The following is a 15,522-nucleotide window of genomic DNA, read 5'->3' on the forward strand; positions in this document are numbered from 1 at the left end:
ATTAGATTTATTTAATCCAATCCATGGAAATTATTTTATGATGCAGTAAACGTATAAGAATTGCTATTTCCAGAAATATTTCCGGCCGCATCAAGAGAACGTACTGTCCATGTATTGCTTCCCTGATTTATCCATGCTCCATATAATGTTACCGAAGTGGAGGTATTGTTAGTCTGAAAAACATTACTTGAATAAAGTTTATAAGTAACAGGACTAGAAGGATCTGTAACAGCATTCCATGATAATGTAAGAGCTCTGCCAGGGTTATTATATGATCCGGTAAGAGTAGGAGCAGGTGGCGGAGTATTATCGGTTTTTACATATTGATATACATTAGATACCACAGAAAGTCTGGATGGATCTTCTAATTGAAACCAGGTAGTAAGTGTAGGCAGTGTCACACTTCTGGGTGATGTTGGACCTGCAGTACTAGAAGTCCACGGACCGCTGGAAGATGTTGTACTTGTTTTTACAGTTATAGCCGAAGGGGAATATCCAGTTCCACTAATAGTAAAATAAATATTTCCGGAACTATAACTAGTAATAACTAATGAAGGAGCAGTTGCAGCATGATTATAATTATACCATTCACTAATCGATGCTGGGTTTGAAGCCGAAGGTCTGGAAGCACTATTTTGATTAATAGTTCCATAAGAACCATTTTCTGCACCATCCAGAGATATTAATGATGTTCGGGATTTTCCCAATTCGACATTAATATCTCCCATTGATATTGGGCCGGATGATACTAGAGTCATGATTTTAATAATTTATTTACCAATTCTTTCAATTCTTCAATTTGAGATTGTTGCTCTTTGATTGCTTCAAACAGTACTGCCACAGCGTTTTGATATTTAACAGCTTTTGTTCCGTCTTCACGGGTTAATACCAATTCAGGGAAATTCTCTTCAAGTTCCTGAGCAATAAATCCAATATTGTCTTTTTGTTGCGTATCAATTCTGTCATACACAACTCCTCGTGATGCCTGAATTCTTTCAATTACGTTTGAAATAGGTCTGATATTTTCTTTAACCCTTGCGTCAGAAAAAGCCGTAACGTCTCCGCTTACTGTTAATGAAGCTCCTGTAATTGCTCCTGAGAATGCAGAGAATGAGCTGTAATTACCATCTGTTATGAGTGTTCTCCATGGATTCCAAGCAGCAGCATCATCATTTTTTGTTCTAATTTTAAAATCATTTCCTCCTACATAAGCTCCAACTAATTGACATGAATAATCTATATCTCCACCTAAGCCACCAAATGCCATATAAGGACCAGCAGGTTCACCTGATCCACCATAGGTAAATCCCATTTCAGGTTGAGTTATTGAAGAATTAAGAGAAGTTGAATCAGCGGTATTAATTCTTACTCTTCTTTTCATCATTACTCTATTAGAAGAAACGCCTCCTATTTGGGATGAATTACTTGCAGTCACAGCAGTAGTTGCAGTCGCAGCATTTCCTCCAATACTTAATGAATATGCCATACCAGTCAATGCTGTAGCCGCTCCTGAAAAGACTAATGCATTTACTTGACCTTTAATATCTACACTTCCGGTACTGGCTACTATTCTCATATGAGATATTCCGTTTCTCCCTATAGAAAATGTATCAGTACCTACGCCATTTGTTCCTACACCTACATCCCAGTAATTTATTGCATAATGATCACCCGCATATCTGGTGGTAGCTCCTGTCATTGATCCTGTATATCCATTGTATCCATTTTCGACATATGCTACGTGAGGGTTTGCATGCATAATCCATCGACTAGGGTTACTGCTGTATAAAGTTGGATAATTACTTCCTGCATAAAAAGATGTTGCTCCTAAAATAGCATCAGCTGCAGAAGAATTAGATGTTGTATAAGATCCTGTTGTTTGAAATCCCGTGTTTGAAGAAACAATTCCAGAAAATGAAGAGTAAGAAGAATAGTTACCATCGTGCAATAATTTTCGCCAAGGTGCAAAAGTTGCTCCACTAGAACCCCATCCTCTAAACCATAATGAATCAGTTAAATATCCACCTGCTATTTGTAAACCAGTATCAATACCTTTTACGGTTATTAAATTATTATAAGATGTTCCTGGTCCGTTTGTTCCTGTTGAGTTGACATTATAAAAACCAGAAGTTAGGGCAGCATTATAATTAAGATCTGATCTTGTTCCATCCTGATGTGGAACTTTGTCAGTATCATTAATCGGAATAGTTATATTTGCAGAACCATTAAATGCAACACCATTAATTGTTCTTGCGGTTTGTAAAGTTGTTGCTGTAGCAGAATTTCCATCTATGCTTATTCCGGTCAATGCCTGAGCAGCGCTTGCTCTGTTATTTGCAATAGAAGTTGTTCCGATAAAAAATGTAGAACCAATAGCTTGTTTCGTAGAATCTGCGACAGTAATGTTTGCAGAACCATCAAAAGCAACTCCGTTAATTGTTCTTGCAGTTGTTAATTTGGTAGCCGATAAAACATTCTTAGCAGCATCAGCAGTATTGTCAACGTTTGCTAAACCGGCAGCCGTTTTATCAAGTGTTTGCCAGGTTTTATCTCCACGGAAATATTGCGCTGTTGTTCCGGCAGTAATACTGTTTTCTTTGGTAGCATCAGCAATTGTAATATTTGCAGAACCATCAAAAGCAACCCCGTTAATTGTTCTTGCAGTTGTTAATTTGGTAGCCGATAAAACATTTTTAGCTGTATCAGCCGTATTATCAACATTTGTAAGTCCAACATCAACTTTCGCTAAAGTTACAACACCGGTTTTTCCGGCAACACTATCAACAGCTCCGCTTGTAATATATACATATGCAGTGCCGCTCCAGCGGTATGTTTTATTGGTATCTTTTGCGACGTAAATTTTTCCTGTTTCACCGGTTACAGGTAAAGCAGCTAAATTTGTAAATTCCAATACGTCATCAACATAGCTTGGTAATTGAGAGGTTAGAATAATTCCACTTGCATCAAGTGTTGCAACACCATTTGCTGCTCCTTTTTCGCTTGAAGCAATTCTAGCTGTAGCATCTACAGCGTTGATTGTAATATTAGCAGAACCATTAAATGCAACACCATTAATTGTTCTTGCGGTTTGTAAAGTTGTTGCTGTAGCAGAATTTCCATCAATGCTTATTCCGGTTAATGCCTGAGCAGCGCTTGCTCTGTTATTTGCAATAGAAGTTGTTCCGATAAAAAATGTTGAACCAATAGCTTGTTTCGTAGAATCTGCGACAGTAATGTTTGCAGAACCATCAAAAGCAACTCCGTTAATTGTTCTTGCCGTTGTTAATTTTGAAGCCGATAAAACGTTTTTCGCAGCATCGGCAGTATTGTCAACGTTTGCTAAACCGGCAGCTGTTTTATCAAGTGTTTGCCATGTTTTGTCTCCACGGAAATATTGAGATGTTGTACCCACAGTAATGCTATTTTCTTTTGTAGCATCAGTAATTGTAATATTTGCAGAACCATCAAAAGCAACCCCGTTGATTGTTCTTGCAGTTGTTAATTTTGTTGCGGTTGAAGCATTACCATTTAATGCACTATTAATTGTTGTAAACGTTGCAGTTGTACCAGTTAATTGTCCGTATAATGTACCTCCATCTTTTCCTAATGCGATTTCTTTTATTCCTAAGCTGCTATAATTTACTAACCAAATTTGTGCTATTCTAAAACTATTGGCTGTTTGAAAATCATTAAATGTCATTCTCATTTTTGAGAAACCATTAGCTCCGCTTCCTCCTGACGAGGTTGAAACCTGAAGAATTTGATTAGCATTAGAGCTAGTTTCCAATACAGTAGTATATGCAAGTGTTAATGCATCATACATTTCTATTTTGACATATTTTGATCGCCATGAAGTTGCACCAAAAGAAACACCTACTTTGCATGTATAATTAAAAATTTTATGAAATGTCATTTCAATTACATATCCTTCTGGGTGTGTACCCCAAGTTGAAGGATTAAATCCTGCATATGTAGGTGCCCCATCAAAAATATTTGGATTCACAGTCCCTATATTATCAGTTGCCGATGCAATACCCCCTCTTAATGTCAAATATGAAATATCATTATTCAAAAATGGTATTGTTACCGAAGTTGATTCAGGGTGAGTATCCAATATAAAATCGGTTAATAAACTATTAGCTGATCCATCTAGATTACCATTTATATTTAGATTACCAGTTATTGTGCCACCAGTTAATGGCAATTTTAAACTATTATTCCCATCTAATTTTTGAATGGCACTTAAAATAGTATCACTTGATGAAACTGTACCGATACCTGATAAAAATCCAGTTAAGGCTGAACTTCTGACATTTGTTGAAAGATCTTGCCATGTTTTGTCTCCACGGAAATATTGCGCTGTTGTTCCGGCGGTAATGCTATTTTCTTTTGTAGCATCAGCAATTGTAATATTTGCAGAACCATCAAAAGCAACCCCGTTAATTGTTCTTGCAGTTGTTAATTTGGTAGCCGATAAAACATTTTTCGCAGTATCAGCTGTATTATCAACATTAGTAAGTCCAACATCTGCTTTTGCCAATGTTACAATTCCCGTTTTTCCGGCCACACTATCAACAGCACCACTTGTAATATATACATATGCAGTACCGCTCCAACGGTATGTTTTGTTGGTGTCTTTTGCAACGTAAATTTTTCCTGTTTCTCCGGTTGTTGGTAAAGCAGCTAAATTTGTAAATTCCAATACATCATCAACATAACTAGGTAGTTGAGAGGTTAAAATAATTCCACTTGCATCGAGTGTTGCAACACCATTTGCAGCTCCTTTTTCGCTTGCAGCGATTCTTGGAGTTGAATCAACAGCATTGATCGTCACGTTTGCAGAACCATCAAAAGCAACTCCGTTAATTGTTCTTGGAGTTGTTAATTTAGATGCCGATAAAACGTTTTTCGCAGCATCGGCAGTATTGTCAACGTTTGTTAAACCGGCAGCCGTTTTATCAAGTGTTTGCCAAGTTTTATCTCCACGGAAGTATTGCGCTGTTGTTCCGGCGGTAATGCTATTTTCTTTTGTAGCATCAGCAATTGTAATATTTGCAGAACCATCAAAAGCAACCCCGTTAATTGTTCTTGCAGTTGTTAATTTTGTAGCCGATAAAACATTTTTCGCAGTATCAGCCGTATTATCAACACTTGCAAGACCAACATCAGCTTTCGCTAATGTTACAATTCCCGTTTTTCCGGCCACACTGTCAACGGCTCCGCTTGTAATATATACATATGCAGTGCCACTCCAACGATATGTTTTGTTGGTGTCTTTTGCAACGTAAATTTTTCCTGTTTCTCCGGTTGCTGGTAAAGCAGCTAAATTTGTAAATTCCAATACATCATCAACATAACTAGGTAGTTGAGAGGTTAAAATAATTCCACTTGCATCGAGTGTTGCAACACCATTTGCAGCACCTTTTTCGCTTGAAGCGATTCTTGGAGTTGAATCAACAGCATTGATCGTAACGTTTGCGGAACCATCAAAAGCAACCCCGTTAATTGTTCTAGGCGTTGTTAATTTTGAGGCCGACAAAACATTTTTCGCAGCATCGGCAGTATTGTCAACGTTTGCTAAACCGGCAGCTGTTTTATCAAGAGTCTGCCATGTTTTGTCTCCACGGAAATATTGCGCTGTTGTTCCGGCGGTAATATTTGCTTGTTTAGCATTCCATGTTGCTTTTTCAGCATCCGTCACAAACCTATTATTGGTATCCTGAGTAATGATACCTGGAGCATGATTTGCCGGATGCGTATAATTAGATAATGTTCCAAGGCGAGTAATTTCTGAATCAGAAAGTAAACTTTTGCCTGTAACTTTGTCAACCTTGTTATTTTGCAGAACTTTCCCCATTTCAGCTGATAAAGCCTTTGTAGATCCACCAGAAGTAAGGTCATTTACTAAAATAGTTGTTAGTGAATTTTGGATATTCTCTATTACATCAACAATTTCCTGAAAAGTATTGAGACTATTATTATCAGAGTTTAAGATGTTTTGGATCGTTTCTATTTGACTGTTTACATAGCTATTTAAAGCATATTGCGATAGATCAACATCGTTTTCTAATCTTCCGATAAAATCCAGCCTTCCATCATTCATTTGAACACATTGAATGTGTTCGTGAGGTTGCAGAACAAAATTTTCTTGATTAGGAAAGGTAAAGAATTTAATATTATTCTGTGAGGAAGTAGCGTTATGTAATAATGTTATAGGTGTATTTTGCGAATTTTTGAAAGAATATATTTTTCCTTCATAACCATAAAAATTCGGATCATTTACTACTTGTGTAATGGTTGCATATGCACCATTCTGCCCTTTGAAATGAAAGTTGGTAATTTCATCGCTTACGAATAAACTATTATTGTCAGCCTGAAGAATCTTGTATGACTTTTCTAATTTAGTAACCTTAGAACTTAAATTAATATTATATGAGTTAATTAAAACATTAATATTATCAATTAAACCTTTTAGAACTTTACCTTGTCTGGCATCTAAGGATTTCCCCGAAAGAGTGTAATCAAGGCCATTGTAAGAATCTGATGCTACAAAGTTGATATCGCTAAATTCTAATTCTCCATCGCTATTGGTAGCAAGGATTTTATTTGGCTGACTTGTTTCTAAATCAGCTACTTTTATTCTGTTATGGTTTATGCTCATGTTATTTTTTTTAATTTTATTACTATTTAAGTAATAATAATTTTTAATTTAATTTTATAATATATTAGCTATTTGAGAGTTTAAATAGTAAATTAAGTTTAGGTTAAGGAAGTTGATAGTGTAATTATATAAACAAAAAAATATAGCTTTTGTTAAATTCCTCCATCAGTAATAATCCAATTATTTGGTGAAGCCATTAGTATTGATTTCCCAGTATCACTTACCGAAGTTCTTTTAGCAGTACCAAAAGTTATTGTGACGGGTGTTTTTACTGTTCTGGAACTCCATCCATTATAAATAGCATCTAGATTTGCAGTTGAGAAATTTGCTGAAGATTTATTAATCATGAAATTTGCGAAATTAGAAACATTACTAACATTCCAATTTCCAATATTTTGATTAAAAGCAACCTTTCCAGCTGTAGCTCCAAACATTTGATACATATTTGTAACTGCCGATGTATTCCAATTTCCAATTGGTTGATTAAAAGTTGTTGAAATATAAGAGTTAATACTAGCAAACATTTGACTCATATTAACATTTCCATTTGTTTTTAAAATCCAATTGTTTATATCTGGGCTTCCTCCATTATTAAATGCCTGAGCACCTAAAAACATATTTGAAAAATCAGTTACATTAGAAACGTCCCAGGCTCCAATATTTTGATTGAATGCACCTCCATCAGTTCCCCCTTGGCTAAACATACTAGCCATAGTCATTACATTAGAGGTATTCCAATTTCCAATTGGTTGATTAAAAAAATGGAATCCATTTCCTGTTTTTTGAAACATTCCAGCCATATCGGTAACTGCAATAGTATTCCAATTTCCAATAGGTTGATTAAAGGTCATTGGGTAGCTTCCACCCCCGCCTTGAAACATAGTATTTAAACTAATAGTCCCAGTTGTTTTTAAAGTCCAATTGTTTATATCCGGACTGCCTCCATTATTGAAAACAAATGCAGCATTAAACATTGAAAAGAAAGTAGTTACATTACTAACATTCCAAGTACCAATATTTTGATTAAATTTGCTTGCCCCTTGAAACATTTGTGCCATATTTGTAACGCTTACAGTATTCCAATTTCCTAGTGGTTGATTAAAATTGGAACAACTAATAAACATTTGATTACAACTAATAGTTCCTGTAGTTTTTAATGACCACTGATTAATACCAGGATTACCTCCATTGTTGAATGCAACTGCAGCATAAAACATTGTTGTGAAATCAGTCACATTTGAAACATTCCAGTTTCCAATATTTTGATTAAACAATGAAGCAATACGGAACATTGAATTCATTGTAGTGACATTTGCAGTATTCCAATTTCCAACAGGTTGATTAAAGACTGTAGCACCGGCAAACATCCCTGCCATATTAGTTGCAGCAGAAGTTATCCAATTATTGATCTCAGGACTATTACCATTGTTAAACGCAGTTGTATTTTGAAGCATATTTTGAAAAGTAATTCCGTTGGATACATTCCAAGCTCCTATATTTTGATTGAATAAAGAAGCCCCACTAAACATATTATTAAAGTTTTTAGAGCTTGATACATTCCATGTTCCTATTGGCTGATTAAATTGGGTACAACCTGTAAATGTAGATACAAAAGAAGCCACATTTGATACATCCCAATTTGATACATTTTGATTGAATGCGGATGCTCCGTTAAATGCATTATCCATTGTATTAATAGAGGACGTTACCCATTCATTCATTTTATTAACTGTAGTTAAAGATGTACATAATCTAAAAAGATTCGTAAAGTTTACTGTTCCATTTAAATCTAAAACATCTAAAACACCTGATAAATTTAAATTACCACATCCATAAAAATAACTTCCCTGAGTTGTACCTAATTTTAATTTTCCCCAACTTGATATAGATAGAATTTTTAATCGATCTCCTGTATTATTGAATTGCCATCCTAAACAATTTCCTTTGATTTTAACGGTATAGTCTCCTGCTACAGAATAAGTATGAATTGTTTGAGCTTGATTCCATACTGTTATAGTATTTGAGCTTCCATCGCCCCATTCAACTGTAAAATTATAAGTTCCACTAGATATTAAAGGTAATTTTACCTGGGTTGCTGTAGTTGAACCAGCAGAAATATTACTGGTTCTCCATGTAGAAATAAATGTATTTTTAGTTCTTCCAAAAACGGTATTCTGTATTAAGCTTCCCATTATACACCTAATAATAAAATACTATTTGTACTGCCTCTTTTTGTCAAAGTAAAAATTTGCTTTTCGCCTGTTGATGCGGGAGTACCAAATAACCAGGTATGGGGTGCTGTAATTGCCCAGGTAACTGTTACACCGGGTAATGTAATACCGTTAAAAATAAAGCTGGCTATTAAAGAAGCAGGAATAGTAAGAGTACAGTTCGCTGTAAATAGCACCGTTTTTCCATGCCATGAATTTGGAATAACCTGACTGGTCCAGATTTCAATTTGATTCGAAATATCTTGTTTGTTTGATAAATCGATGTTTCCAGTACCAACAATTGATTCTCCATTAATTGTTTTAAAATCAGATGCAATATCATCTAAGGTTGCTAAAGTGTAAACTCCACCTGTTTTATCAGGAGCGTAGAATGTATTTGTATAATCTCCTCCGGGTCTTAAAATAAAATGATTAGAATAGGAATCTCTTCTAACAAAAAATTGATTAGAACTTATAAAAGTTTCTGCCACTTGATTTTGACCATACCAATCGTAAGCTCCGCTTTTTTTACTATAGCCGGCACCAATTTCTATTGAATTTAAATTTGGATACGCAGATGTATCTGTTGAGTTTAATGTAATTGTTCTGCCAGTAGCTGAACTTCCTATATCTAATACAGCTTGAAGATTCTGAGACTCTTCAGCAACATCACTAAATTCCAATTCACCCTGTTCATTAGTAATTAAAATTTTATTTGGTTGATTAGTTTCTAAATCAGAAACTTTTATTCTATTATGATCGATACTCATTTTTATATTTTTTAAATTAGAAAGTAATTTTGTTTTTTAGTTTAGGATTAATTTAGAAAACCCAAATTCTGCATTAGATTAAACTATTAAGAAAAAAAGAGACTCAATTATAATAGAAAGAGATGCTTTTTTGTTTCCAGTTTGAAAATTTTCTAATGCTGAATTTGGGTAGAATCTTGAAGATTAAATTGATGAATTACTCTAGTTGACTACGGTCAGAATTTAATATGTTTGTTGCTTATAATTATGAGTTAAAATTCCATTTGCAAAATAGGTGTGAAATGGATTCAATGTCAACGGATAAATTTTTCTTTCTTCTAAATTAACGACAACAGATGTTACCGCTATGATTTCATTGTCGATTGTATATAAATTATCACCAACCTGAATATCGCCTAAAGGAATAAATCTCCAAAAACCATCACGTTGAATCAATTGCAGGTGAGTAGGAGTGGCTTCCAATAGACCATTGTTAATAACCATTGTTTTATCTGCAATTTTCTGCGTTAACTGGGTTATTGGTGATATAATTCTGGTTTCAGATAAATGTTCAGAAGACCATTTGTATAATTCGCTGGCATCATTGGTATCAATTAATGTTTCAATTTCAGCAGAAAGGAGCAATTGATCAAGCTGTAACTCTTCGATTGCTTTTTGCGAGCCGTCAGGCAAGGTGATTAATGTACCTTCAACAAAGCAGCCAGTTCCACCACCACCACCAGTAGGAGGTACGTAGATGAGTTCGCATGTTCCTGCGTTATTTGCTGCGTTTTGCACATTTGCAGCTAACCATGCATCGGCCTGAGCATTGGCATCTGCTTGATTTACGGTCGAAAAAAATAGATTTGGCGAGGCGGTAAGCACAACTGTGCTTCCGCTATATCCATTTCCGCAGTTATTTTTTCTTGCGCTTAATTTTCTTTCTACATTATAATATCTTATACTTGGAGCACAAGTAACAGTATCTAAAACCGGTGCAATATAATCAGGATCTGTAACTACATTGGGTTTTGGTTCTAATCCTGTTGGAGAACCGTCATCTATATAGTATAACTCTAGATTTGCGAATGATTTATATCCTGTATTTCCCATATTTTAATTTTTTAATATTGTATTACGATTTGCCCTGTAGATGAATTTTTGATGTACGTGATATATCCAAGATTAGTAACAGATTCGATGTTTTTAGACAAAGTGGTACCTTGGATTGGTACTCTTTTAGAGAAGTTTTTTTGGTCTACCAGGATTCCGCCAACGTTAATTATATCATATCCTGATTTTTCCATTGTGCCACCCAGATACGTTACTATTTCGACATCGATATTTCCGGTACCTACTGTTCTATACCATGATCCGGCCATTCTTACCTGAACTGTATTTAGAGTAGGGTAGTCTGTTGTGATTTTACTAAAATTAACCAGACAGCTCTCTACACCATTTGCTTGTGTATTATCACCTGCCCACATAATATAAGAATTGGCTGCTAAAGCATTTACTGGGATTTCATTATTAAACCCGTGGTTCCAGCCCATCCATTTATTATCCAGAGAGGTTCCTGAATTTACGATTCCGGTATAAGTATCAAAATCTTGTCCGGCTCCCAATGCCCATTTATACCTGACAACCATGTAGTTAAAAGGCGATAATGTTGTTGTAGGTTCAATTACGCAAGAAGGATTTATTCCTCTCCAGGCAGTAACTCTACAAGAACCTGTGTTATTTGCATATGCTTGTACGTTTGCAGCTAACCAGGCATCGGCTTTGGCATTTGCATCTTCAACACTTATCGTCGATACAAACTGATTTGCATTGGCATTAAGCGTGACGGAAGTACCAATGACTCCGGCAGCGCAATCATTTTTTGCCGCAGTCAGTGACTTGGCTATATTGTAATATTCCATACTTTGTTTATAATTGATTATGAATTGTCCTGACTTATATACTGATTTGTTTCAATCAGATTAATAAGTTTGATGAGGTGAAACCTTATATCTTTTTGTCGATTTTGATTTTACCTTTTTAAAGTCTTTATTCAAATTTATTTTCTTGCTGTAAAACCGAATTTCACGAAGAGTAAGGCTACTTCATTGCATATAAAACCAATCGAAGACGCAAGCCAGATACTTGGTTCTATTTTTAAGACTAGATTTGAAAACCTAAAAAAAGTTAAAGAGATAAAAAAGCCAATAGTTAAATTAAGTAGATTGTCCTGCAGCAAAAAAGACCAGGACCAGTGATAGGGAGTATCGTCACTGTATTTGTACTTGAATTTTGCACGAATTAGAATAGCTGTAAAAGCTCCAATAAAAGTTAATAGGAACCACGCCAAATAGGCTGATAAATCTGTGGTTCCTAACAACTGTTCTAAAATTGTTTTCAAGAATTATTCTTGTTCTTGTTTTACAATTTCACCTGTTTCAATATTGACGCGGATATCTCCGTGTTCCTCTTTGATTGCTTTTTCCAGTTCATTAAAATTTTGTTGCTGAACCGCAATTTGGCTTAAAATATCAGCTTTCTGAAATTCATATTGAATAGATATTTCTCCTAATGATAATCTGGCTTTATCCATGAATGCATTAAAGTCTTTTAACTTTTTTAATTGTTCTGCGGTGATTGCTTTTACTTCTTCTTTTTTAATTTCTTGTGTTTCCATTTTTATTATTTTAATGTGTTTTTTTAATTCTAAATTTTCTCTAATTCTTAAGAGTTTATATGGTTATTTTATTACAGCTTGATTAAGAATTTATAATCACTAATTAGTTGTATACTCGAATTTCAATGAAATTTGCATTGATTGCGCTATCCATTAATGTTCCAGTTACGTTTTGGGTTGTAGACATTAAAAATATAAAGCTTGGAGTACCTAAGGTAGCGTATGATGTATATGATTGATAATGACGATCAGAATAAAATAATGCGGTTTTACCTGTAGTAAAGGCGAGGCCTGTTACATTTAGTCTGTAAACTCCAACAGATTGATATTCAGATGTTACTGTTTGACCTAAACTGTTAAATATTTCAGTCAAAACAGGTGCTGAGGTCCCTGATTGCGAAACCATGGCTACGTAAGATTTATAAGGTAATGATTGAGGATTGGAAGATGTTACAGATCCATCTGCCATTAAATATTGTCCTGCTGTTCCTCCTGTTTTTATAAAAGCATTTCCAGTAGTATTTCCTAAGTTATCTACCTTATAGTTTAAGATATTATTTTTATTATGACTTATTAAATTGGATGTTGTAGATGTAGCTGAATTTAAAGCAATCATTCCTGAAGCAGCACCTGCAGCGGCGTTAATTAGCATTCCGCTTCCATTAAATAATGATGTTGCAATATCGATATTTAAAGGTGCAGAATTACCGGCAGTATGATTAAGCTGTAGTGCACCTGCTCCAGAGTTAATTGTTTTGATACCCGCTATAGTTTGACTACCTGTTAATTTAACATTGTTAGCATCAGCAGCAGCTACAAAAGCCGTAGTTGCCAATTGTGTCGTATTAGTCCCCACAACTGCTGTCGGTGCATTTGGTACTCCTGTTAATGCTGGAGAATCTAATTTTGCGTAAGTTGATAAATCAAGATCAGAAGATTTTAAATAGGGTACATCTTCTAGGTATGTTGCACTTGCTACTAATCCTGTGGAATCTGCCTTAAGTATCTTTTGAGACTGAATTAATTTTGAGATTGAATTACTATCTGAAATATATAATTCTCCTCCTTGACTACATATCCCATAGACTGCTCTATTTGGTGACAATAGTCCTGATACCCAATTTTCGGTTAAGTTGGTTCCGTCTAGTAAAACTCTAGAAACTGAATCTAAATTGCTCATATAGATATACCCGTCAGAATGCAAAAATAGTGAGTAAATTCTTTTTGCTATTGTAACTAAAGTCGTTATAGTACCATTGGTTATATCTATTTTTTTTATTGAGTTATCATGTGCTGCATAAATAAATCCATTATTTCCACTGATTAATCCAATATTAAAGTTTGCTCCTACATTTGCAAAGTTTTCTGTTTTTACTCCTGCCAGTGTGCTTCTATGAACATTTCCACTAGAGTAATCTACAACATATATATTATTGTCACTGGCTACGGTTATTCCATAATAAGTTTGGTTGTTAGTAGTAAATGTAGCTACTTCTGTACTACCAGTTCCATCTGGATTAATTGACCGAATTCTACTTGAATTCCCTCCGATGTATATTTTACTATTTCTATAACATAATGAATAAACGCTACCCATAATTGATCCTATTTCACTAGCTACTGTATTTTCAATTTTTATTAATTTTCCTAATCCTCCAGCTTCATAAAAAACATTCCCTACACTAATTAAACCATAATTTGGTAATGGAACAGTGGCATAAGTATTTCTTGTTTGAGTTATTTGACTTAGTTTTAATCCACTAATTCCAGCTGTACCACTATCAATAACTAATTCCCCAGTTTTAGTTTCAGTAGCAAATCCAGTTTTATGTAATACATTATCTAAATCACCACTAGCTCCAATTTTCTTCTCAACACCATCACTACCCATTACGTACATATCAGTAGTACCGTCAGTTTTGGCGTATAATTTTGCGTGACCTGCAGTTGCAGTTGCAGAAGTAGAAGCACCTAACGTTAAAAATCCGTCAGTAATATCAGCCTTTTCATTTAATGTTGTAAAAGAGGTCCCGGAAATATTTCCATCGTGCGTAATGAATGCTTTTTCTTGCTCTACTTTTTGAATACTGATAGCTTTCCTGTTGTTATCTGTAGTAGTAGTATCAAAAGTAGAAGTAGTAGCGTTAGAACTAGAGTTTTGTACGAGTTTTAAACAGTTAGCACTATTATTTTTAGTGATTGTTAAAACATCTTCTACAGCGGTATTATGCGTTAAGTTTAAAGCCCCGTCTTTTGATTCGTTTCCTAAGATATGAATTACATCAGTATCTTTTGCATAAACTGTATCATCAAGCGTACCATCTCCTTTAACAAACTGTAAATCTGTACCACCAGAAGTAACAAATTTAGGAGCAGTGACATTGCCTTCGCTATCAATTTTTGTTTTTACAACATTGTTTTTTGATGCTTGCAAAATATCACCTCTTGATCCAGGTGCTGAGTTTACATTTACTGCTGCTCCAGCACCGGCATTTGATACTTTGACTCCGGTACCAGTTGATGAATTTTGTAATGAAATTCCGCTTCCGGCACCACTATTAGTAACATCTAATGATGTTGAAGCCGAACCTGAACCACTGTTTTTTAATATAACTCCACTAGTTGAGGTAGCAGTAGTGTTGTTAAAAGTTAACAGCCCGTTTTTAGTTTCATTTCCCGAAGTATGCAAAAAACTTGTAAAATCGATAGCTGTACCTGATCCGGTTCCTGGATTTGGACTTAAATTTTTATACCAATAATCTACTTCTAAATTTCTATCGCTTACAGTATCTGAAAATGTAACTACTGCTGTATCGTAATTTACAATATAATCATAATCTTGTGGATTTTGGCCTTGTTGTCCTTCTTGTAATAACTGTCCGTTTTTAAATACTTTGACACTATTACGAATAGGGAAATTTGATAAAGGTAAAATAGTACCACTAAATGAATCCTCGAAGTATTCTTTATATGGCATATAAGAGTTCCCAGTAATAATACCAATATTTTGTAAACCAGTACGCAAAAGTGCGGGCGTTACATAGTGCTCAGTATCGGTACCTGTTTCAACCATTTGAAAGTCGGCTTTGTCTTCGTCTTTATGAACGAAACTATCAAAAATTTCCTTGAAATCAGCTTCCGACGGAATATCAGTATTTTGAAATTTGCTGCCAATGTTAGTTCTGTTTGTTGCCATGTTATTTGAAATTTATTTTCTTTCTGTAA

At 34.8% G+C, this 15,522-nt stretch carries 9 protein-coding genes; all 9 read right to left on the minus strand.

Annotated features, from left to right (window positions below; translation table 11 throughout):
* Positions 1 to 35: 35 nt before the first annotated feature.
* Positions 36 to 758 carry a hypothetical protein gene (locus tag ACZ0AH_RS10535; protein WP_463475758.1) on the minus strand — a complete coding sequence of 241 codons (723 nt, stop codon included), beginning with the start codon at positions 756 to 758 and terminating at the stop codon, positions 36 to 38.
* On the minus strand, positions 755 to 6,661 hold the full coding sequence (locus ACZ0AH_RS10540) for a tail fiber domain-containing protein (RefSeq protein WP_463475759.1): 5,907 nt from the start codon (positions 6,659 to 6,661) through the stop codon (positions 755 to 757). Before ACZ0AH_RS10540 ends, ACZ0AH_RS10535 begins: the two co-directional genes overlap by 4 nt.
* Positions 6,662 to 6,813: 152 nt before the next feature.
* Positions 6,814 to 8,853: a BspA family leucine-rich repeat surface protein gene (locus ACZ0AH_RS10545; RefSeq protein ID WP_463475760.1), complete on the minus strand. Its 2,040-nt coding sequence runs from the start codon at positions 8,851 to 8,853 to the stop codon at positions 6,814 to 6,816.
* On the minus strand, positions 8,853 to 9,641 hold the full coding sequence (locus tag ACZ0AH_RS10550; RefSeq protein WP_463475761.1) for a hypothetical protein: 789 nt from the start codon (positions 9,639 to 9,641) through the stop codon (positions 8,853 to 8,855). Before ACZ0AH_RS10550 ends, ACZ0AH_RS10545 begins: the two co-directional genes overlap by 1 nt.
* Positions 9,642 to 9,863: 222 nt before the next feature.
* Positions 9,864 to 10,733: a Hint domain-containing protein gene (locus tag ACZ0AH_RS10555; protein ID WP_463475762.1), complete on the minus strand. Its 870-nt coding sequence runs from the start codon at positions 10,731 to 10,733 to the stop codon at positions 9,864 to 9,866.
* 11 nt (positions 10,734 to 10,744) lie between these two features.
* Positions 10,745 to 11,542 (minus strand): DUF5977 domain-containing protein, encoded by a 798-nt coding sequence (locus tag ACZ0AH_RS10560; protein ID WP_463475763.1) that lies wholly within the window; start codon positions 11,540 to 11,542, stop codon positions 10,745 to 10,747.
* A gap of 137 nt (positions 11,543 to 11,679) precedes the next feature.
* On the minus strand, positions 11,680 to 12,021 hold the full coding sequence (locus ACZ0AH_RS10565; protein WP_463475764.1) for a hypothetical protein: 342 nt from the start codon (positions 12,019 to 12,021) through the stop codon (positions 11,680 to 11,682).
* A gap of 3 nt (positions 12,022 to 12,024) precedes the next feature.
* Positions 12,025 to 12,297, minus strand: coding sequence for a hypothetical protein (locus ACZ0AH_RS10570; RefSeq protein ID WP_463475765.1), 273 nt, complete (start codon positions 12,295 to 12,297; stop codon positions 12,025 to 12,027).
* A 103-nt stretch (positions 12,298 to 12,400) separates the two neighbouring features.
* Positions 12,401 to 15,493: a hypothetical protein gene (locus tag ACZ0AH_RS10575; protein ID WP_463475766.1), complete on the minus strand. Its 3,093-nt coding sequence runs from the start codon at positions 15,491 to 15,493 to the stop codon at positions 12,401 to 12,403.
* Positions 15,494 to 15,522 lie beyond the last annotated feature (29 nt).

The sequence above is a fragment of the Flavobacterium sp. AC105 genome (assembly GCF_979258495.1).